Genomic DNA, 24,005 nt, shown 5'->3' on the forward strand with positions numbered 1-24,005 from the left:
TTTTTTAATTATTCGTCTAAAATAAAGAATTTAATAAGAGTTTAAATATATATAGTATGCTATATAAAAGGCAGGGTGAAGCGAATGAGAAATTTTATAGAATTAGTAGTAAAAAGACCCGTAGCGGTTTTTATGTGTATGATAGCAGTGTTGATATTAGGGGTTGTAAGTTTAAGTAAATTAGCAGTTGATTTTTTACCGGATATGGAGCTTCCCTATATAACAGTAAGTACAGAGTATGAGAATGCGGGTCCTGAAGAAGTAGAAAAATCAGTTACAAGAATAGTTGAAAATGCAGTTGCCACTGTAAGCGATATCAATACAATCACTTCAACTTCAGAAGAAGGTAAATCAAGTGTATTTATAGAATTTAACTGGGGTACTGATTTAGCAGTTGCTACAGCAGATGTAAGAGAAGCTATAGATGGTATAAAGAATTCTTTACCAGATGATGCTGATAGTCCTACTGTATTGAAATTTTCTACAGATATGACTCCAATTATGGAAATAGCTTTTTTTGGTACAGATAATTTAGGAGCATTATATACATTAATAGATAATCAGATATTAAATAAAATAGAACAGGCTTCAGGAGTAGCAAGGGCGGAAATAAGAGGCGGACTTAAAAGTGAGATGAAAGTTGATTTAGTTTTGAATAGACTTCATGCCTATGGAATAGATATTAATAGTATAGTTTCTCTTTTATCATCAGAAAATCAGAATCTATCCGGCGGTGATACTTATGAAGGAGTTTATAAATATACTTTAAGAACTATGGGAGAGTTCACAACTCCGGAAGATATTGAAAACACTGTTGTAGCGTTAAAAACAAATGATACTCCTATCAAATTAAAGGATATAGGAAGAGTTTATCAAGGATACAGTGATGACTCTGAGATAGTAAAAATCAATGGAATGCCTGCAATATCAGTATCGGTTAATAAAGAATCAGGAGGAAATTCTGTTAATGTATCAAAGGCAGTAAAAAGACAATTAGCTAATCTTAATCTTCCTGAAGGCGTAGAATATGAAATATTATTTAATAGTGCTGACAATGTAAATCAGGCTATAAATGGAGTGTTAGATACAGCTTGGCAGGGAGGATTATTTGCCGTTATTATATTAATGCTTTATCTATGGAATGTGAAAACAGTTTCTATAATAGCAATTTCTATTCCTATATCTATTATCATTACATTTACATTGATGTATTTTATGGGAATAACTTTGAATATTATATCATTATCAGGACTTGTTTTAGGTATTGGTATGATGGTTGATAACTCCATTGTAGTGCTGGAAAATATATTCTATTATCGAAATAATGGATATGGTAAATATTCATCAGCTATAAATGGTACTTCTACTGTGGCTCTAGCAATATCTGCTTCTACGCTTACAACTATAGCAGTATTTTTGCCTTTCCTTTTCGTTGAAGGACAAACAGGACAATTATTTAGAGATTTATGTATTACAGTTACAGTTTCAATGATAGGTTCTTTATTCGTTGCTCTTACAATAGTTCCTATGCTTGGTGCTAGACTTGTAACAAATAAGAAAACTAAATTTTTAATACCTATAGAAAATTTTGTTAATGATAAATTCCATAGCAAAATTAATAACTTATATTCTAATTTACTAAAATATTCTATAAAAAATAAAAAGAAAGTATTTATCTCTTCATTATCAGTAGTACTTATAATAATAATATTAGGTTTAATTTTTATAGGTAAAGAAGGATTTCCTACTTCAGATGAAGGACAGTTTAAAATAGAAGTAAAAATGCCTGTAGGTACTAAATCAGAACAGACACAGGCTTTCGTTACAAGAATGGAAGGCGATATACAAGAAGCTATAGGAGAGGATTTTGACAGAATGCAGTCTAGAGTAAAATCAGGTTCTGAAGAAAATTCTGCTGAAATAAGAGTGCAGCTTAGAGATAAAAGCGAAGGAAGAAAATTATCAGTTGATGAGTATATAGAAATCACAAGAAATAGATTAGTATCATATCCAGCACAGATCAATATATCTGCTGTAACAACTTCAGCTATAGGCGGCGGCGGAAGAAATGGAGGAACAGGAGGACAGGAAATAGAAATAGAACTTGTAGGAGATGATTTGGATAAGTCTACAGAAATAGCAAATAATATAATAAAAGCAATATCAGATATAGAAGGAATAAGAGAACCAAGACTTACAAGAGATGATTCAAATCCTGAACTTAAAATATATGTAAATAGAGAAATAGCAGCCAAAATGGGTATTAATGTAAACACTATAGCAAACATTATTAAAACAAGTTTTGCAGGAACAACAGCTACAACTATGACTCCGGCTAATTCAGATGTTACAGATATAGATGTTAATGTTCAATTAGGAGAGCCTGACAGATTAAAAATAGATGATATATCAAGACTTATGATACCTACAACAGCAGGAATAGTACCTATATCATCAGTAGCAACTATAGAAAAAAGCTACGGCCCTACAGAGATAGAAAGAAAAGACAGCACAAGAATTACAACTATAAGAGCATCAGCTTATAATAGAGCATTAAATGAAATAATGCAGGATGTTCAAGAGAATATTTCAACAAAAGTATTCCTACCTTCAGGATTTACTATTAATTATGCCGGTGATTTTGAGGATATGAAAGAAGCATTTTTACAGCTTATACAGGCCTTTATATTAGCATTGATTTTGGTTTATGCTATAATGGCTAGTCAGTTTGAATCTTTTATAGCTCCTTTCGTTATAGCATTAGCAATACCATTTGGTTTTGCAGGTTCATTATTGGCATTATTTATAGGAAGACAAACTTTAAGCGTATATAGCGGAATAGGTTTTATAGTGCTTATTGGTATTGTAGTAAATAATGGTATTGTACTTATAGATTATATGAATCAGCTTATGCATGAAAAAAATATCAATGGAGATGAATCAGCATTGGAGTCAGGTCCTAGAAGATTAAGACCAGTACTTATGACAACGCTTACAACTATATTAGGACTTTTGCCTATGGCATTATCAGGAGGAAGCGGAAACGAAATGTATCAGCCTTTATCTATTGCTATACTAGGCGGACTTTTAGTGTCAACAGCATTTACTCTTATAATAGTACCTACTGTTTATGCTGCTATAAGAAATAAAATACCTCTAAAAGATTATGAGAAAAAAGATATTGAAAGTAGAAATGATTTTGCTGATTATGACACTATAAATGTTACAGGTAAGTGATTTTTTATATTGTATTCTTTACTATATTGATAAGGTTTTATTTAGTATTATTCATAAATAAAACCTTATTAATATTTCTATTGTTTTTTCAAAATAGCAAAATTATTACATCCCAATTGGAAATATTTATGTTTCTCAACTGTGAAATTTGAAAGTTCAGCAGATTCTAATATATCTTTTTTATTATAGTATTTTTTATGATCTTCTATTTCTAGCCTATCTATTATTTTTAAATTATAAGCCATAAATTCTAATATAGGCTTAGCAATTTTTGAAGGGACAGTTATTATTAATCTTCCATCTTTTTTTAATACTCTGTTTATTTCTTTTAATATTTCGTCAGCATAGGTTAAGTGTTCCAATACAGCAAGCATTGTTACAACATCAAAACTTGAATCTTCAAAAGGCAGTTTATTTTCTAAAGTTAGTTTTATAGTTTCTAATTTGTCTGTTTTTAATTCAGGAGGTTTAAAATCTACCCCTACACCATAAGAAATATAGTTTTCTATAGATTGTAAAAATCTTGCTTCCCAACCGCATCCAATATCAAGTAATTTGCAGTCATTATATTTTATTATTGTAGATTTTACCATATTAATTCTATATTTTCTTAAAAACACATCTAAAATAGTTTCTTTCATACTTATTCATTATCCTATTTTATAATTTAATTTTTTATTTGTAAAAGATGTGTTTGAAATTAGCTTGAATCTATTTGATTAAATGGATATATTATTCTATTAAAAATATATGCTAAATGACAAAAAGTTGATGGAGATAATAATACAGGAATTATTATTAAATTTGATTGTTCATATCCTAAACTGAACTGAACTGAACTGAACTGAACTGAACTGAACTGAACTGAACTGAACTGAACTGAACTGAACTGAACTGAACTGAACTGAACTGAACTGAACTCTTTATATTTTTTCATAATTCTATAATTATACATATATATAATATTAAGTCAAGTTTTTATAGAAATAAAATACCTCTAAAAGATTATGAGAAAAAAGATATTGAAAGTAGAAATGATTTTGCTGATTATGACACTATAAATGTTACAGGTAAGTGATTTTTTATAATATATGTTAAGGGTTTGATTTTTTATTAAAATACAAACCCTTAATTATTTTTATATTATTATTAATTTATTCATGCTTTAATAATTTTTTATAAGTAGCATCTATGGCAAAAGCTCCTAATGGTGCTGTTATCAGTATGGCAAGAACTGCTATAACAAGTATAATCTCTCCTGAAGCAAAACCCAATGATAAAGGAATTGAACCTATTGCTGCCTGAACTGTTGCTTTAGGACAATATGCTATCATACTAAATATTCTTTCTTTTTTATTTAATTTAGTTTTTATTAATGAAGCAAGTACTCCTAACATTCTGAATATTAAGACAGCAAATATTAATATAATTCCTAATGCTCCGGATTTCATAGCATAATTGATATTTACAGCAGCTCCTACAAGTACGAAAAGCATAATTTCAGCAGCTACCCAAAGTTTAGAATATTTTAATGAAAGTCTTTTTGATAATTCTTCTTTTGATTTTTTAAGATATGCTCCTATACTCATAACGGCTAAAAGTCCTGATATTCCTATAATGCCTCCAAATAGATTTGATATTGAATTTTCTATGCTTACAAGTATAAATGATATACTTAATATTATAACTACTTTGGCACTGTCTCTTATATGAAATCTACTAAAGAATTTGGATAATATGAAACCAATAATCACTCCCAACAAAAGCCCAAATATAATTGAAGTAGGTATTTTTACAAAATCAAGATAAGATATATTTCCTCCTTTTACAAGAGAAGTAAAAGATGTAAATAATACTATTACAAATATATCATCAACGGAAGCACCAGCCATTAATAATTGAGGTATGCTTTTATTAGTACCATATTTTTCATCTATAAGTTTAAGCATTTTAGGAACAAGTACAGCCGGAGATACAGCAGCAACAACCGAACCCATTAAAGCAGCGTCTAATAGGCTAATATCAAAAAGTTTAGGAGCTATTAAAATCATTCCTATTATTTCAAATGTTGCAGGCACAAAGCACATAAGTATTGCAGGACGTCCTACCTTTTTTAAATCTTCTATATCAAGATTAAGTCCTGCTCTTGTTAATATTATTATTAATGCTAATTCTCTTAAATCTGCTGATATTGAAAGTATTGAATCATCTAGCAAATTAAAGCAGTATGGACCTAATATTATACCTGTGATTATAAGACCCAAAAGAGAAGGAAGTTTTAAAAGTGAGAATATTTTTCCAAGTATCATTCCGCATAAAAATATCAAAGCTAAACTGAGAAGCATAAATATATAATCCTTTTTTATTAGTATTTGATTTTTTATGAGTATATGAATTGTTAGATATTAGTTGAAAAAAAATATAAAAACTGAATCTGCAAATTCATATATAAATTATTAAAGATTTTATTTGTTCTTTAATAATCATAAAAAATCATAGAAATTTGCAGAAGTCATCAGCTTTTATATATAAAAAATAAATAAAGCGGTTTAATTATTTAATAAATTAAATAATTTAAGGAGACCTCATTCCTTATTTGCTCTATACTTTATCATAAAATATTTTTTATTTCAAGTTATTTTTTTAAATCTTTAAAACTCAAAGCAGTATTTGATTTTTTATCAACCTTTAATTTCATACCTAAAACTTTATTGTAATATTTAGCAGGTATTCCAACGCAAGGTCTTAAAGCTATTAAATCTTTTTCTGTAATAACTTCTCCTCTAAGCATAGCATGACTTAAATAAATACCTCTTTTGGCATATACAAGTTCCTTTTTTTCCTGCTTACTTAATACATGCTCTTTTTTGCTTGCAGCATCTCCTCCAAGCATAGTTAATGTTTTATCTATAGATTTTATCATTTCAGACATAGCATTTGTCTCTAAGCTAATGATATGATCTCCAGTTTCTTTTTCAGGTGTAACAGTAAAGTGTTTTTCTATTATTTTAGCACCCAAAGAAACAGCAATAATCGGAGCTTCAATACCTATGGTATGATCTGAATATCCTATTATATTATTTTTAAATAGATTTTTCATTACAGATATTCTATTTAGTCTGGCATTTTGCAAAGGAGTAGGGTATTCTACAGAGCAATGTAATAATGCTACTTCATTTTTCTTTAATATTTTTAAGGCTTCTTTAATATCTTTATTTAAAGCTAATCCTGTTGAAAGTATTACTGGTTTTTGAGTTTTAGCAACAGCTTCAAGTAAAGGTATATTATCTATATCGCATGAAGCTATTTTTATTATAGGTATATCATAACTTACAATATCATTTACAGAATCTACAGAAAAAGGAGTTGTTATAAATATGATTTTATTTTTTTTAGCTTCTTTTATTAGAGGTTCATACCATTCTTTTTTTAATATGATATTATCAACACCATCTAAAGCATCATCTTTTAATTTCAGAATTTTAGTATATTCTTTGGCAGCGAATAAAGTTTTTTGTGTGAAGCTTTGAAATTTTACAGCATCAGCACCGGATTTAGCAGCCTCTTGAATAAGTTTTATTGCAGTACTTAAATCGCCTTCATGATTACATCCGGCTTCAGCTATTATGAAATATCCTTTTTTATTTATAAGATCTTTTAATTTTAACATACAATCATATCCTAACTATTAGTTTGCAATATATTATCGAAATAGAATTGTTTAATTATTAAAACTTTTTGGTATTTGGAAATATTGAAAAATAAATGCGTTAAAAAAAAAATGAGCTGGTGATGGGACTCGAACCCGCAACCGGCTGATTACAAATCAGCTGCTCTACCAATTGAGCTACACCAGCGAAGTGATTATCATTATACAATAACTGAAAAAAAAGTCAAGCGTTTGAATAAAAAAATTGTATATTTTTTTATTATTAACTTAATTATTCTTCTCTGTCTTTTAATCCTTCTACCATATCCAATCTATTTATATAATAAGCACTCATTATAGATACAAGTAATATTACAGTTATAAGCAATGCTATAGCAAGTATATAGCTTGACTGATATACATGCGGAACAAATGAAAATAATTTGCTTGAGAAAGGTTTTTTTACCAAATATAATATTCCGTATCCTGCTGCTATTCCTAATGGTATGGCAACTATTATTTGTGTAATAGTTTCTTTTAATGATGCTATCATAATTTCTTTTGTAGTATATCCCATAACTTTTAGAAGCGTGAATTCATATCTTCTAGTTGCAAGCGTTATAACTCCTACACCATAAAGAGAAGTAGCTCCTAGTAAGAATGCTATGAATATAAGTATTTGCACCAAAAGATATATAGTAGCTATCTGATTTTTATAAGCCTCATACTCATCATTTCTAAAGCTGTAATATGAAACCTCTTTGGTTTTATCTAATATATCTTTCATATTCTCTTTAGTGAAATCATCTTTAGTTGTTATAAATATGCTGTTATAAAGATCTTTTATCTCAAATGTTTCTTCAGCAAATTTTTTATCTATATAAACATAGAACATACCTTGCTGATCAACAAATGTACTTACTTTAACTCTTCTTGAAATACTGTTTCCTAAAGTATATAACTCTATTCCTATATAATCATTTTCTTTAATATTTAATTTTTCAGCTAAATATTTAGGAATCATAACAGAATCTTCTTTATCATTATTATTAGGTATATCCATAGAAGAAAAACTGTCTTTATATATCAAAGCAGGTATATATAAACTTTCGGCATTATCATCAAATGCAGGATATAATCTTGCTTGATAAATAGCTGCTTTATCATAATATTTAATTCCGTCATTAGTTAATATATCAGAATTATCCTCCCATTTTGTAGGATTTATATTTGCCACAACATCGTATAAAGCAAATTTTTCATATAAGTTGTATAAGAAATAATCAAAAGAATTATTAAACCCTTGAGCAAATATAGTCATACTTATAGCAGCGAACATTCCCCAAAGAGAAGCTAAATATCTTGTTTTGCTTCTTGAGGCATTTTTTATAGCATATCTTGTATTGAAAGAAAATTTATTCCAAATCGGTAATTTCTCTACAAGACTTTTACCTGATCCTTTAGGAGGCTCTCCTCTCATAGACTGAGCAGGATTTAATTTCAATATTGATATAGCGGCCAAAAGATTAGAGAATATACATACGAATAATATAATTACTGCTGATATTATCCATAAATCTATATAAGTATTATGATTAAAATTAGGCATATCAAATATATTTCCTAATGCATTGAATATAGGAGGCAAAAGGAAATTGCTTGCAATAAAAGCTAAAAGTATACCGAAAAATGATACTAAGAACGAATATTTTATATACATAAACATTATAGAAAAATCTGTAAGTCCAATAGCTTTCATTATACCTATTTGTTTTCTTTCTACAGCAACATTTCTTCTTTGTATAATATAGAGTAAAAGTATTGCCATAAGAAGAAGTATAGAAGGACATATATATGAAAAAGAGTCTATTTGAAGTAATGTTTGCTCATAGTTAACATAATTAACAGATTGTTCTCTGTCTGTGAATAAGAATATTTTTTGTTTTAATTTTATTCTTATTAGATTTTCAACATTTTGTTTATTAGCATCTTCAGTATATTTTATATATATTGAATTATAAGGTATATAATTAAAATGATCCTCATGAACTTCTATAACCGCAAAATCTTTAGCTTCTGAGGCAGTACTTGCCCCATCTTTAAATAAAAATACATAATTAGGATAAGATACTAAAGCAGCTATAACAAATGAATTAGTTTTTTCATTAAATACTAATTCTACAGTATCTCCTAATTTTAAAGAGTTAGCCTCTGCAAAATTTTTATTGATTGCTATTTCATTAGTTTTTAATTCAGATTTTCCTTCATATACATAAGGCTTATTTATTCTATCTTCAGAATTATCAGTACCGTAAATTATAGCATCAATATTGTCTATTTTTCCTTGAAATCTATGCTTGGCAACAACTTTATCAATGCCTTTCATTTCTTCAAGAGTTTCTATATCATTAGTATCAAACATACCGAATAATACTAAATCATCTAATGTATTTTCTTCAAAATAATTTTCTGCAGATAGTTTAAAATCTCTATATACTGTTTTTACAGCAACAAAGAAAAGTACAGCCAATGTTACTATGAATACAGCAGACATAAATATAGCAAGCTGCTTATTTATTTTTCTAAATAATAGTTTAGTTTTTATATTTATCATTATTATTTTACCACTCTATATCTTCAGGATTTAAAGGATTTGCCACATCATATTTATCTAATACTTCACCGCTTAAAATTTTTACAACAGTATCAGCCATTTTAGCTATTTCTTTACTATGAGTAATAAGTATGATGCTTGTTCCTAAATTTCTGTTTAGATCTCTAAGTATTTTTAGAGCCATAACACCTGTTTTATTATCTAATGCTCCAGTAGGTTCATCGCATAATACCACTTTAGGCTTTTTAGCTATAGCACGTGCTATACTTACTCTTTGCTGTTCTCCTCCGGATAATTCTGTAGGATAATGTTTCACTCTGTTTTCAAGACCTAATAATTTTAAAGCTTCTTCTGCATTACTTCTTGAAAGTCCTGTTATTTCAGTAGAAAATTCAACATTTTCTATAGCTGTTAGGTTAGGTAGTAAGTTATAGCTTTGAAACACGAATCCTATATTTTCTCTTCTAAATTTAGCTAATCTTTTATTACTATAATGAGAAATATCCTCACCCAAAAATAATACCTGTCCGCTTGTAGGTTTATCCAAAGCACCTAATATATTAAGTAAAGTACTTTTTCCTGAACCACTAGGTCCTAATATGGCAGTAAGTTTTCCTTCTTCTATTGTAAGGTTAACCGATTTTAATGCCTGTGTAGCACCTCCGCCATGACCATATATCTTACTAATTTCTTTTATTTCATAAAGGTAGCTCATTATTTAAAATCCCGTAATATTATTTTTTTTCTTCCATTCTGAAACAGCTTCAGAAACTATTTCTTTAGCACATTCTTTTTTACTTAAAAGAGGAAAAGTTTTAAATCTTCCGTCTTTAAAAAATATTGTAATTTTATTAGTATCTTTTCCTATAGCATCTTGTATTTTGTTTGCAACTATCATATCAGCGTCTTTTCTTTTCATCTTATCTACAGCATAATTTTTTAGTTCCTCATCATTTTCAGCAGTTTCCGCAGCAAAAGATACTATTAATGTTCCATTTTTCTTTTTATTTTTTGAAGATGCAAGTATATCATCATTTTCAATTAATTCTATAGTATTTATATTATGTTTTTTTACCTTTTTATCAAAAACTTGTGCAGGTCTGAAATCTAAAGGGGCAGCCGCCATAAGAAGTATATCTGTATTATCAAGTTCATTTAATACATTATCCTGCAATTCTTTAGTGGTATTTATTTTTATTTTTTTATCATTATTTTTTACAGATAAAGAATCATTAACTTTACCCTCTATATATGTAGATATTCCGCCATTTGAAGATATTTCTTCATATATAGAAGCTCCCATCTTTCCACTTGAATTATTAGTGATATATCTTATAGGGTCTATCCATTCTATTGTAGCTCCTGATGTAATAGTGAATCTGATGTTATTATATTTCAATGATTCATTATTTGAAGTTACTATTTTTATTATAGTATCAAGATCAGCAAGCCTTCCAACACCTTCATCATTGCATGCCATGTTTCCACTTTCAGGCGGTATTAGTTCATAATTTAATTCTTCTATTAAATATTTAACATTTTTTTGATTTGCTTTATTAGCCCACATATGAGGATTCATAGCAGGGGCAAAATATTTCTTTTTTGTATATGCACATGCTATTGTACTTATAGCATCATCACATATACCATTTGCTATTTTTCCTATAATATTAACATCAGCAGGTGCGATTAGTAGTATATCTGTTTCTTCATTAATATGAATATGTCTAAGGATATCATCTTCCTGCCATAAATCTGTTATCACTTTATTTCCGCTCATAGTTTCTAATGCTTTAACACCCACCATGTTTTGTGCATTTTTTGTAACTGCACAAATAACATTATGTCCTTGTTTTTTTAAATGGCTAACAAGGAATGGTGTTTTGTATGCAGATATTGAGCTTGTTATTGCAAGTAAAATTCTCATAATTCAAAATATAACTTCATACCCTTTATTAAACTATACTCTTAAACTATTATATACTACTATAAATAAAAAAATAGTCTATATATTTTTATAATTTTTTTATTTTTCTTTACAAGAATAATATACTTCATATTTAGAATTATTTTATTTTTTAGTGATTATATAAATAAAATAATATGAATAAAATAATATTTTTATGTATATAATATGATGTGTTTAATTTATATATGTGAAATAATAATTAAAGAATACTATGATTATTATTAATTATTTTAATTAATGCGTTTCGATATATTTGTATACTGTAATTAAATATTATAAAAAATATCATATTTTTTATAGTTGATATTGACAATAGATATGATTTTAGTATATTATTAAAGTAAAAGATTTTAAATTTTTTCAAAAGGACTTATTATAATTAATAACAAGCTTTTAGATAATAAAGTAAAATTCAAAGATAATGCTTCTTTTATGTCTGTATGCGGAGTAGAAGATAAACATCTTGAAATATTAGAAAATAAATTTAATGTTTCCATATATCCGAAAGGAAATGAATTAACTATAAAAGGTGATTTAGTAAGAATAGAAGACACCATAAAAGTTCTATATACTTTAAAAGATTTATACAATTCATCTGCGGAAATAACCGAACAAAAAGTAATTAATATAGCTGACAACATCTATAATGATAAAGAAAATAAATTCATATCTATGAAAATAAAATTGCCTTATTTGGGCAGAAATATAGAAATGAAAACTGTATCTCAGGGAGAATATTTATATAAGATGCAAAAAAGCGATATAATATTTTCTACAGGTGCTGCCGGTACAGGTAAGACTTTTCTTTCTGTAGCTTATGCCATCAATTTGCTTTCTGAAGGAAAAATAGAGCGTATAATTATAACAAGACCAGTTGTAGAGGCTGGTGAGAGTTTAGGTTATTTGCCTGGGGATTTTAAAGAAAAAATATCTCCTTATATGCGTCCTGTTTATGATGCTTTATACAGCATTATATCTGCTGATATGATATCAAGATTCACAGAAGAAGGTAAAATAGAAGTAGCTCCTCTTGCCTATATGCGCGGAAGAACTTTAAGCAGGTCTTTTATAATACTTGATGAGGCACAGAATACAACAATATCTCAGATGAAAATGTTTTTAAGCAGAATAGGAGAGAAATCTAAAGTAGTTGTTACAGGAGATATTTCTCAAAGCGATTTACCTAAAAATGCTCAGTCAGGACTAGAACATGCTTTGAGAATATTAAGCAATATAAATGGTATTAGTTTTCATCATTTTGAAAAGAAAGATGTTATAAGGCATCATTTAGTTTCTAAAATATTAGAGGCTTATGATAATGCTGATTATTAATATAAATAATTAAAAGGTACTAATTTATGAATACAAATAAAAAAATAGTAAAATCTGTTTTGAATAAAACTCCAAATATAGAAAGATTTTTCCAATTAAGTATAGCTATATTATTATACTTTTTTACTCTATTTTTGGTTTTTCCAACTTATATGCAAAAAGTTAATATCCCTAATATAGGTGATATAGTTACAGAGCCTTTCATAGTAAAGCAGAATGTAAAATATGAAAATAAAGAAGAAACTGAAAAAGTTATATATTATACAGAAGCAGCTACATCTCCTGTATTTGATATGCCCAAAAATATAGAGTATGAAGCTTTATCGAAAATAAGCAATATGTTTTCTTTTATGAGAATATCTCATGATAATAATATTTCTATTGATGATATGTATAATCAATTTTTACTTACCTATGATGAGCCTATAAATAAATCTGTATTTTCAAATGCTGTAGTTAATGATCTTAATATAGGTTATGAAGCTAAAGTAATAGAAACAGTTAAAGAATTATTAGGTGTAGGCATCATATCAAGAGGAAATTTAAGTTCTGATACATTAAGTTTAATATTGGATAATGGTATATTCGTATATAGCTATGATAATTATATAGTTGAAGAAAAATTACTTCCTAAAAACAGAGTTTTCTTTTTGGAAGATTTAAGAGCGGAACTTCCTTCAATGATAGGTACTAAATATAGAAATCTCAATATCAATCATATAAATTCAATATCATCCATTGCCAATGCATTTTTAAGGGATAATTTAATATATAATTCTTCAAGAACTAAAGATAAAATAAATGCTCTAAGACATAATGTAGATCCTGTTTATAATGTAATAAAAAAAGGCTTTCCTATTTTAAGTGTAGGTGAAAGAGTAACTGAGGAAAAAGCTGAATTAATTAGAAATTTATTCGGAAATAATTTTGGAGGATATAATGTATCTATATTCATAGGTCAGGCTTTATTTATTCTGCTTCTTTTTTCATTTATTGGATTTATTATATTAAGATATAAGATACCTTTTTATATAACTTTCAAAAATTTCTTATTGTTTGCTATAGAGTATGCTGTAATAATTGGAATCACTTATATTTTTTATAATCATATTTCTTATAGTTTATTAGATATTAATATTCCTTTTTATGTATATACATTCATTCCTATGTTTAGTATAATAAACTCTTTGCTTGGAGCTAAAAGAGGAATATCTTCTATGATAACATTATGTATAACTTTACTTGCTGCAAATGTGGCACAGGCTGGAATATTTGAAATATCTGCATTGTTTGTTATATCTGTACTTGCATCTATATTATCAAAGAGAATACATAATAGATATTCTATTATTTTTATTGGTTTATTTATAGGAGCATATTTAAGTTTGATGTGTTTAGTAAGCATATTATTAAACGATAACATAAAAATAAATTATTTAACTTTTATATTTGCATTTGTAAGTGGATTTACTCAGTCCATACTTGTTATGATCTTTTTGCCTGTTATTGAATATGTACTTGAAACAGCAACTATATTCAGACTTCAGGAATTATCAGATTTGAATAATCCTCTTCTTAGAAAGCTTCAGATGAATGCTCCAGGTACTTATCACCATTCTATAAGTATGGCTAATTTAGTGGAAACTATAGCTGAAGAGATAGGTGAAGATGCAAGGCTTGCCTGCGTATCAGCATATTATCATGATATAGGTAAAATGGAGAATCCTCTCTATTACATAGAAAATACCAATAAAACAGAAAACAGACATAATAAATTAAAGCCTACTCTTTCCGCTTCGATAGTAAAAGCACATGTTCGTTTGGGGGTTGAAATAGCTAAAAAATACAGACTTCCTAAAGAGGTTATTGCAGCAATTAAAGAACATCATGGAACTAGCTTAATAAAGTATTTTTATGTTGAAGCTTTAAAAGAGAATCCGGATGTTGATATTAATTTATTTACATATCCAGGTCCTAGACCTCAGTCAAAAATTACTGCTATATTAATGATATTAGATTCTATAGAGGCAGCAAGCAGATCTTTAGATTCTCCTAGAAGAGAAGATTTGGAAATGCTTATAGAACATATTGTAGATGATAAAATGTCTAATGGTGAGTTAAATGACAGCGGACTTACTTTGAAAGATATAGAGATAATTAAAAAACTGTCATTCCAGCAAATAATAGCATCATTGCATGAAAGAATTAAATATCCTGAATTGAATAATGATAATAATAATGAAGAGGAAACAAATAAAAAAGAGGAAAAGAAAGAAGACTCAAAAGATAAGAAAGAAGAAAAAGATTCTAAAAAACAAATAGCTAAAGATGTAAAAGATATTAAAGAAGAGAAAAAATCTAAAAAAGTAGAAAAGATTAAAGAAAATATAAAAGAAAAAATAGCTAAGAAAATACCTTTGAAGCATAAGGGTGAAAAGGATGCAAAAGAATTAAAATACAGCAAAGATACTAAAGAAAATAAAGAAGTAAAAGAAAAAAAGAGAGTAAAGAATCTATAAAAAAATAATAATTATGAAAGTAAATGTTTTTAATGAAACTAATTATGATATAAATATAAAGTATTATAAATATTTTTTATATTACTCTGCAAAAACTGCTGATATTGACGGAGAGGTTAATTTACTTTTTTGTGATGATGAATATATAAAAAATCTTAATAAAGAGTTTAGAAACAAAGATAAAGCCACCGATGTGCTTACATTTCCTATGGGCGATATTAATGAAGGCGGGGATATAGTTATTTCTTATGAATGGGTAGTAACTAGATATAGTGAAGAAAAGATAAGAAAGACTATATTAAAATTGATTATTCATTCAATACTTCATTTAAAAGGAATACATCATAATTATACTAGAAAGTCATTAATGGAAAATCATAATAAAATGAGAGAATTATATAAAAAAGTAATAAAAACTATAAAAGAAAATAAATCATAATTTAAGGATATATATAAAAATGCCATTAAAAAAATTAATAGCTAAAATAGTGAAAAAAAGATAGTGATACGGAAAAAAATAATTATGTAAATTTATCTACATTAACAGAAGCTGAAAGAGAAATTATAATAAATACTATAGAATTAAAATCAAAAAGTGTAAGAGAAATAATGGTTCCTAGGGTTGATGTTGTGATGATACCTATAGAATCTTCTTATGATAAAGTTATAAAAGCTTTTAATAGAGATAGAAATTCTAGAATTCCAGTATATAAAGATGGTATAGATGATATAGTGGGTGTTTTGTATGTTAAAGATTTGATTGATGCTGAAGAAAAGAATTTCTCTCTTAAAAAGATTCTTCATAAACCTTTATTTGTTCCAATATCAATTTCATTAATGGAATTATTAAAAAATTTCAGAGAGAAGCAAATTCATATAGCTATGGTTGTTGATGAGTACGGCGGATTTTCTGGTATTGTTTCTATGGAAGATGTACTTGAACAGATTATAGGCGACATAAGAGATGAATACGATGAAGAAGATGAAGAAGTAAAGAGCAATGATGACGGAACATATTTGGTTGATGCAAGAACTAGAATAGATGATTTTAATAAATACGATATACTTCCTCCTATACCAGATGATGAAGCAGATACTGTTGGAGGATTTTTATTTTCATATTTGGGAAGACTTCCTAAAAGAAATGAGGATATAGAATATAATGGTTATTCATTTACTGTTGTTGGTAAAAGCGGAAATATTGTTACTAAAATAAGAATAGAAAAACTAAAAAAGAAGACACAGAAAATAAAAAAGATTAATTTTCATTATAAATATAGAATTTGATTAATAAAATCATATTATATCAAATATTTCATATTGATAAATATTGACATATATAAATAAATATGTATAATCATTAATAAATTGTTTTAATGGAAAATATATGAATCAAGAATCAAGAATCAAGAATCAAGAATCAAGAATCAAGAATCAAGAATCAAGAATCAAGAATCAAGAATCAAGAATCAAGAATCAAGAATCAAGAATCAAGAATAATATAATATCATCATTTTCTTCTTTATTTCTATTAAATTATCTTTTATTCAAAAAAATAGTTATGATAACAAAGTCATACCTTTTGACTTTTATAAAAATATATTTAGGAGTAAAACTATGAAAAAGTTTATTAACAAAATTTTTATAGCAACATTAATAACTTTATTTGCTGTAAGCTGCGGAAACAGCCCTACAAATCCATCAAATGGCGGAGGTGGAGGAGCAAATCCTACACCAAATGAATTTGTAGATAAATTAAAATCTATAGGTATGGTAAAAGCAGGTGAGCAGGAATGGGACTTTAGAACTATTAGTCAATCAGGAAATGTTTTAACTATAAAACCTATGAATAATGCTAAATCTGGATATTTAAAAGGACTTGATAGATATCTAAGCAGAAAAATGGATGAAATTGAAGAGACTTTTAAATATAGAATAGAGTTTAACACTTCTGACAGTACTGCTTCAGACGGATCTCAACCTAATTCTAAAGCAAATAGTAATCCTTTAGAAGCAAAAATAACTTTTTACGATAAAAAAACTGACAACCCTATAACAGATGCAGATTTCAAAGACGGATTTATATTAAAAATAGAAGCTAATGCAAATTGGGCTATTACACCTGAGGTAACAGCAGAAGATTATAAAAAATCTATCAATCAATTAGGCACTATAAATGTAAATGGTAAAGGCGGAAATACTTTTGCTATGGATTTTGCAGGTTTAAATGTAACTAAAGATCAATATAATAGCTATACTGCTGATTTAACTATAGATGCTAATGGAAAAACTGATACTATTGATTTGCTTAACTTTATAGATGTTATAAATGGACAAATATCAAAATCAAAAACAGAGTATTTAGAAATATCTTATGTATCTATTAGCAGTGAAAATAGTTTCTATATTAGTTTTAATGAAGTATCTGCTAATAAAGTAATAAATGGAAATGTTGTTCTTAAAGTAAAATTTAATGGAAATTTAAGTTTTGCTAAAAGAGATTTGAATGTAACTATTACAAGCACTCCAGAAATAGTTACAGACAACAGCGGACAATATAAAGAGTCTGAGTTTAATGTATCTACAGATGCTGAAAATATATCTTTTCAATCTACATCAATAGTTGAAAAAACTTCAACAGGAATAACAATTAATAATCTTTATGCTTCTTATAGAAAAGAAGATGGAGTAGCATCTATAACTTTACAAGGTAATGATATATTAAATGCCCATAAAACTCTAAAATCTGGAGAAACTGCTGAATTTGAAATAACTTTCACAGCTAGTGCTACAGGATACAATGATAAAACAGATGTAAAAATGACTCTTAAAATTAAAAAAGGAGATGATTTGCCTTCTGTAACAGTAGAAGATTTTAATGCTTGGCTTAATACTATTGAAGTAAGCGGATTTACTAAACAAGTAGGTTCTGCAGCTATTACTCTAACAGCATCGTCAGGTACTACTCCCGATACAGCTTTAAATAGTATCAGAGAGGCTTTGAAAAAACTTTCTAAAGATAAAATTGTAATTGATGATTATAGTATAAATTCTTTAGAATGGGATAGAACTCAATCTTATCCTACAGAAAATAAAGACGGTATTATAAAGGTAAGAGTTTCACAGTCAGATAATTATGTATTCGGTGATGAATTAAAACAACTTATTACAGATCAGTACGGTTCTACTGAATTTGCAATAACAGTTAAGCCTCAATCAAGCTGGATACCTGATATATCTATAACAGGAGCAGGTTCAAGTGCTTCAAATCCTATTAGAGTAAATGTAGGAGACGGCGTTACTGCCACAGATCCTATTGCATATACAATAAAACTTCCTGAAAACATGAAAATAGACAATATATTGTATTCTTATTTAGAGGCTATTGAAGGAATAAATGATGATTGGAAATTAGGATATACTGGTACAGCTCAGCATCTTATATTTGACAATCAATCATCCATTGATACAAAAATTAATCCTGAACTAAATATAATACCTCAAAATGTAAAACAGCCTATAGTAGATAATTCAGATATACAGCTAAATGATACTCAAAAATATAAAGTTGAAATTACTATATCTTATGGCGAGCATTATATGGAAAGAACTGAAAAAATATATTTGTATGTTGAATTAGTAAAAAATCATTCAGTTTAACCTATTACGCTATATCAAAAGCATTAGTACAGGGATTATCAGGAAAACAATATGATGGACTATCATCTGTCAGTATGAATATTAATGATAATGTAACTATGAATATGAATCCAGATTATGCCTATGATAATAATAATAATAGTGTCGTTCTAACTGATATTAATACAACAGGACAAGGAAGTGTCAATTATTTAAACAATAATGTAAATATAGATAGAATTAAAGCAGAGCTTCAAAAAATAGGTATTAACTGTTCAATGGCATCATTAACTTTTGCTAAAAAAATCAGGATATGACACTACCGCTACTGCAGTTATTAACGGATTATCAGGAGAACAAGGATATGAATTTACTGATACAACATATGGACAGTTTGATCCTTCAGCTAATATTACTATAGAATTAACTACTTCGCAAACTTGGCTTGATTAATCTCAATCATATTTTTCATAATGAGGCTGTCTGCTTATTGGCGGGCAGCCGTTTTTATATTTTTAATATTACTACATAGAATATTGTTTACTTGGTTTTATACTTTTTGTTTAAAAAATAATTTTATTTAAAAATTATTGTATGTAATTATTCATAAAATTATTATAATTAATATAAGTCCTTATTTATTAAGGAATAAAGCTTAATATGATAAAAAATAAAAACTCTGGAGTATATAATGAAAAAATTTCTTTATGCTATCATTATTGCAGTGTTATCAATATTATTTGTTATAAGCTGCAGTAAAAGTCCTACTAATCCATCAGGAGGCGGCTCAATAACACCTGAACCAACACCAAATGAATTTGTAGAAAAATTAAAAACCATAGGCATAGTAAAGGCAGGCAGTCAGGAATGGAATTTTGCTTCTATTAGTCAATCACAAAATAAATTAACTCTACAGCCTACATTTAATAGTAAAGCTGGTACTTTAGAAGGTTTGAAAAAATATTTAGATATAAAAATAAAAGAAGTTTTTTCTGATTTTAAATACGATGTTAATATTGATTCCAAAAACTCTAAAGCTTCAGACGGAAACGGAGATATTAGTAAAGCTAATAGCGAGTCTTTAGAATTGACAATAACTTTTAACGATAAAAATACAGGTAATCCTGTAACTGATGCAGATTTTAGAGAAGGATTTATATTAAAAATTGCAGCTAATTCAAAATGGGAAGCAACTCCAAAAATAACTGCAGATGAAGTAAAAGAAGTATTAAATAAATTAGGTACTATAAATATAACAGCCAATAGCGGAAATATATTAACTGCTGATTTTGGAGGTTTAACAGTTTCTGAAAATCAATCTCAATATGTTTCACAATTAAGTATTGATAATAAAACAGATACTATTGATTTAATTAATTTTAAAGAAATTATAGAAAAAGAAATATCAAAATCGGTAACTGGTGTTTTGAAAATAACTTCAATATCTATTGATGAAAGTGCAGAAAATAGTTTTATATTTCATTTAGAAGAAGTTTCAGCTAATAAAATATTAGTTGGAAATTTAAAATTGACAGTAAAATTCACAGGAAATGCAGGCTTTACTGAAAGAGAATTAAATGTAAATATTACAAGCGAAGCTAATATAACATCTGACAATACAGGTAATGATAAAAGTGCTAATTTTACACTAACAACAGATGCAGACAATCTTTCTTTTGAAATTACTTCAATAACTCCTAAAGATAGTTCAATACAAATTAACAAAACTGATATTACAGTATCTTATAGAGAAGAAAATAAATTGGGGCTTATAGTTTTAGCCGGTAAAAAGGTTTCAGAGATACATAATGCTTTACAATCTAGTGCATCATTTGAAATAACTTTAACTGCCAAATCAGCCGGTTATAAAGATAAAGCAAATTTAAAATTAATTCTTAATATACAAAAAGGTAATAGTTATATAACATTAGAAGATTTTAATAATTGGCTTAATAATATCAATGTAAACGGATTTGATAAATCTGTAGCTTTAGCTTCTTTAACTCTTACCGCATCAGCGGATGTAAAAGCAGATACAGCGTTAAATAGTATTAAAGAAGCATTAAATGCACTTCCTAAAGGAAATATAACAGCAAGCAGTATAGATTATTTAAAATGGACTGAATATCCTACATCAGATAAAAGCGGAGTTATAATGGTTTATGTTAATTTTGCTCAAGGATATCCAGTATCAGATGAATTAAAAGGATATTTATCTCAGGATACTTCTTATAAATTTAAAATAACAGTAAAACCAAAATCTAAATGGCTTGCAAATATATCTATAGATGGTGAAGGTGCTGATTCAATTTCTCCTTTAAATGTTGATTTTGGAGATGGAAAAACAACTCCTAATGAAATTCAATATAAAATAAAACTTCCAAATGGAGCATCTATCAGTTCTATAACTATATCAAAATTAAATAAAGCTGATGATATAACAGATAATTGGAATATACTTAACAAGAATTTAAAGATTTTTGAAGACAATCTTACTTCTCCTTCTCTTAAATTGATTGATTCTGAGATAGCATATATATTACAAGATATTGATATACCAAAAGATACATCTCAAGTTTATAAGGTTATTTTATCTGTAGAATATAATAATAATGGTACAGTTATTTCAGAGAGTATAGACTTATATATTAGATTACAGAAAGGATATATGCTTGTAACTAAAGATGCTATTATAAAAGTATTGGTACAAGGATTATCTGGCGGTAAAACATTCGTGAGTTCAACTACTCCAGTAGATATTAATATAAATAGCGATGCAGTTTTAAATATAGCCGGCGGAACTTTTGAGCTTCCTAATAGCTTTAAGGTCTTTGAAGATGCAACAGGAGCTGGAAGCATATCTTATATTAATCAGAACATAAATGCTGTTACTATGGGAGATGAACTTAGAAAAGTAGGTCTTAGTTTTAATTCTGCTTCATTAGGTTTTGCTAAGAAAAAAGGTGATGGTAAAACAGCAGCTGCTAATATTAGAGTGTCAAATATAGATGGTTATATATTTGATCAAGATAGTTTAAGCGGATTCAATCCTTCAGAAGGTATAAATATAGAATTATATACTCCAAATCAAACTTGGCTTGACTAATTTTAATCATTAATAATAAATAAGGCTGTCTGCTTTTAAGTGGATGGCCTTTTTATTATGCTATAAAAGTTTTATACTCACTTTTATTTATTATTCTAAATGAGCATAATTGAACTGATTTTTATTATTGCTAATAAAAATTGTGTATAAAAAATACCTGCCATTATCATAAATGACAGGTACTCATAATTTTTATATTTATTATTCTAAATAAGCATAATGGAACTGATATTCTTGCAATGGTGTTAATACATAATCTTTTAATCTTTTACTTACTAAAGTAGGATTTGAAGGGTTGTATATAGGTATTAACAAATTATCTTCTGCTATCAATATTTTTTCAGCTTCATGCATAGCTTTCATTCTTATTTCTTGATTAGCAGTATTTCTTGCAGCTTCTATATAATTATCAAATTGTTTATTGCTATATCCTGCAGTATTTTGACTTCTGTAGCTTAAATAATTTTCTAAGAAAGTCATAGGATCACTGTAATCACCAATCCATAAGGTTCTTATAAGCTGATAATTTTTTTCGCTTCTCATTTGCTGATAAGCTGCCCATTCCATAGAAGATATCTGTAAATCAACTCCTAAGTTTTCTTTCCACATCTGCTGAATTGCCTCTGCTACTTGTATATATACTAAATCTGCAGTAGTTTTATACTCAAGTACAGGGAAGCCATCGCCATTAGTATATCCAGCTTCAGCCATTAATTGTTTAGCCATTTCAACATTATTAGAATAAGCCTCTTTTGATAAGTCTATATATTCTCCGCCATTTTCTCTGAAATCTCCTTTTACATCATAAGCACCTACAGGCACCCAAGCACTTGTAGGAGATTTAGATGTAGGAACAACATTTTCTACTATATAATTTCTGTCTATAGCTAAAGATAAAGCCTTTCTTATTCTTGTATCTTTTAATACTTCATTAGTGGCATTAATACCAAATGCTACAGTAGAAAAATACGGAGCAATATTAACTATGCCTTCAGATTTTAATTTTTCTAAATCCTGTTCTATAATATAAACAGAAAAGTCTAATGAACCGTCTTTGATTCCTGCCAATGCTAAAGTAGCATCTTTCATCATAACGAAAGTGATTTTTTCAGGTACTATATTATCTTTATTCCAATAGTTAGTATTTTTTACAACAACTATTTTTTCATCAGGGTTTCTTTCAGTCATAACAAATGCCCCATTACCTATATAGCTTTCAGGACTTAATGACCATTGATCGCCGTACTGTTCTATTATATCTTTTCTCACAGGGGCAAATATAGGATAAGTTAATATATCCAAAAAATAACCTGTAGGAGCTTCTAAAGTTATTTCTAAAGTATAATCATCTATAGCTTTTACTCCGAGCTGTTCCACTGGAAGTTCGCTTGATAGTATTTTAACTGCATTTTTAATATATTCTACAAAAGAAGTATATTCAGCACCGCTTAAAGGATTTGCTGCTCTTTGTAAAGCATATACAAAATCATTAGCAACTACATTTTTACCATCTGACCATTTTGCATTTGTTCTTAAATTAAAAGTATATACAAGCCCATCATCAGAAATATTCCAGCTTTCACAAGCCCCAGCCTGTAAATTACCTTCTTTATCTTTTGTTATTAAAGTTTCAAATACATGTCTTGGATATACGAAGTCATTTCCAGATAGAGTAGGGTCTATTGTTTTTGGTTCTTCTCCTGCATTAATGAATAATTCTTTAGGGTTTCTGTTTTTAGATGATGAGCATGATATTGCAAATATCATAATAAACGTTATTGAGATAAGTAGTATTTTTCTAAACATAGCATTTTCCTTAAATATATTATTAGTTATCATAATACTATAATAATTTATATAATGCAATTATTTTTTACTAATAATAAATACTAATTTACTTTTCATTAAAAATTGGTAAAAATTATTTTACTAAATATAGT

At 27.6% G+C, this 24,005-nt stretch carries 17 protein-coding genes, 1 tRNA gene and 1 pseudogene; 10 read left to right on the forward strand and 9 right to left on the reverse strand.

Annotated elements, in window-relative coordinates:
- The first annotated feature begins 84 nt into the window (after positions 1-84).
- A complete protein-coding gene (locus BINT_RS02020; protein ID WP_041177174.1) occupies positions 85-3,237 on the forward strand; it encodes an efflux RND transporter permease subunit in 3,153 nt (1,050 codons plus the stop codon).
- Between the two features lie 77 nt (positions 3,238-3,314).
- Here BINT_RS02020 and BINT_RS02025 read toward each other — a convergent pair whose 3' ends face one another.
- From BINT_RS02025 to coaBC, 8 genes are all read right to left on the reverse strand, one after another.
- Positions 3,315-3,878 carry a class I SAM-dependent methyltransferase gene (locus tag BINT_RS02025; RefSeq protein ID WP_014486898.1) on the reverse strand — a complete coding sequence of 188 codons (564 nt, stop codon included), beginning with the start codon at positions 3,876-3,878 and terminating at the stop codon, positions 3,315-3,317.
- 59 nt (positions 3,879-3,937) lie between these two features.
- Positions 3,938-4,174, reverse strand: a complete 237-nt coding sequence (locus tag BINT_RS02030; RefSeq protein WP_148258773.1) for a hypothetical protein — start codon at positions 4,172-4,174, stop codon at positions 3,938-3,940.
- Positions 4,175-4,391: 217 nt separating this feature from the next.
- Positions 4,392-5,582 (reverse strand): cation:proton antiporter, encoded by a 1,191-nt coding sequence (locus BINT_RS02035; protein WP_014486899.1) that lies wholly within the window; start codon positions 5,580-5,582, stop codon positions 4,392-4,394.
- Between the two features lie 290 nt (positions 5,583-5,872).
- Positions 5,873-6,907 carry an N-acetylneuraminate synthase family protein gene (locus BINT_RS02040; RefSeq protein WP_014486900.1) on the reverse strand — a complete coding sequence of 345 codons (1,035 nt, stop codon included), beginning with the start codon at positions 6,905-6,907 and terminating at the stop codon, positions 5,873-5,875.
- 114 nt (positions 6,908-7,021) lie between these two features.
- A tRNA-Thr gene (locus tag BINT_RS02045) sits at positions 7,022-7,094 on the reverse strand.
- Positions 7,095-7,178: 84 nt separating this feature from the next.
- A complete protein-coding gene (locus tag BINT_RS02050) occupies positions 7,179-9,500 on the reverse strand; it encodes an ABC transporter permease (protein ID WP_014486901.1) in 2,322 nt (773 codons plus the stop codon).
- A 7-nt stretch (positions 9,501-9,507) separates the two neighbouring features.
- Positions 9,508-10,215, reverse strand: a complete 708-nt coding sequence (locus tag BINT_RS02055; RefSeq protein WP_012670949.1) for an ABC transporter ATP-binding protein — start codon at positions 10,213-10,215, stop codon at positions 9,508-9,510.
- A gap of 3 nt (positions 10,216-10,218) precedes the next feature.
- Entirely contained in the window at positions 10,219-11,427 is a 1,209-nt protein-coding gene (gene coaBC, locus BINT_RS02060; RefSeq protein ID WP_014486902.1) for a bifunctional phosphopantothenoylcysteine decarboxylase/phosphopantothenate--cysteine ligase CoaBC, read from the reverse strand.
- A 474-nt stretch (positions 11,428-11,901) separates the two neighbouring features.
- Between coaBC and BINT_RS02065 the strand changes: the two genes are divergently transcribed.
- The 9 genes and pseudogenes from BINT_RS02065 (at position 11,902) to BINT_RS02100 (ending at position 22,065) form a co-directional block, all read left to right on the forward strand.
- A complete protein-coding gene (locus tag BINT_RS02065; protein WP_014486903.1) occupies positions 11,902-12,801 on the forward strand; it encodes a PhoH family protein in 900 nt (299 codons plus the stop codon).
- 26 nt (positions 12,802-12,827) lie between these two features.
- The gene (locus BINT_RS02070) at positions 12,828-15,320 is read left to right on the forward strand and encodes an HD family phosphohydrolase (RefSeq protein ID WP_014486904.1); all 2,493 of its coding nucleotides are present in this window, start codon (positions 12,828-12,830) and stop codon (positions 15,318-15,320) included.
- A gap of 13 nt (positions 15,321-15,333) precedes the next feature.
- Positions 15,334-15,759 (forward strand): rRNA maturation RNase YbeY, encoded by a 426-nt coding sequence (gene ybeY, locus BINT_RS02075; RefSeq protein WP_014486905.1) that lies wholly within the window; start codon positions 15,334-15,336, stop codon positions 15,757-15,759.
- A gap of 19 nt (positions 15,760-15,778) precedes the next feature.
- Positions 15,779-16,607 (forward strand): annotated as a pseudogene (gene tlyC / locus BINT_RS02080) (hemolysin C).
- A 100-nt stretch (positions 16,608-16,707) separates the two neighbouring features.
- Complete coding sequence (locus BINT_RS14640; RefSeq protein WP_041177177.1) at positions 16,708-16,941, forward strand: hypothetical protein; 234 nt, start codon at positions 16,708-16,710, stop codon at positions 16,939-16,941.
- Positions 16,938-18,980, forward strand: a complete 2,043-nt coding sequence (locus BINT_RS02090) for a hypothetical protein (RefSeq protein WP_014486907.1) — start codon at positions 16,938-16,940, stop codon at positions 18,978-18,980. Before BINT_RS14640 ends, BINT_RS02090 begins: the two co-directional genes overlap by 4 nt.
- Positions 18,981-19,054: 74 nt before the next feature.
- A complete protein-coding gene (locus BINT_RS02095; protein ID WP_014486908.1) occupies positions 19,055-19,276 on the forward strand; it encodes a hypothetical protein in 222 nt (73 codons plus the stop codon).
- On the forward strand, positions 19,254-19,412 hold the full coding sequence (locus BINT_RS14775; RefSeq protein WP_014486909.1) for a hypothetical protein: 159 nt from the start codon (positions 19,254-19,256) through the stop codon (positions 19,410-19,412). The genes BINT_RS02095 and BINT_RS14775 overlap by 23 nt, the downstream gene beginning before the upstream one ends.
- A 238-nt stretch (positions 19,413-19,650) precedes the next feature.
- Positions 19,651-22,065, forward strand: coding sequence for a hypothetical protein (locus BINT_RS02100; protein WP_014486910.1), 2,415 nt, complete (start codon positions 19,651-19,653; stop codon positions 22,063-22,065).
- 201 nt (positions 22,066-22,266) lie between these two features.
- Here the strand turns inward: BINT_RS02100 and BINT_RS02105 are convergent, their stop codons facing one another.
- Entirely contained in the window at positions 22,267-23,871 is a 1,605-nt protein-coding gene (locus BINT_RS02105) for a peptide ABC transporter substrate-binding protein (RefSeq protein WP_041177178.1), read from the reverse strand.
- Between the last annotated feature and the right edge of the window lie 134 nt (positions 23,872-24,005).

This window comes from Brachyspira intermedia PWS/A, from assembly GCF_000223215.1.
In the GTDB taxonomy this organism is placed as follows: Bacteria; Spirochaetota; Brachyspiria; order Brachyspirales; family Brachyspiraceae; genus Brachyspira; species Brachyspira intermedia.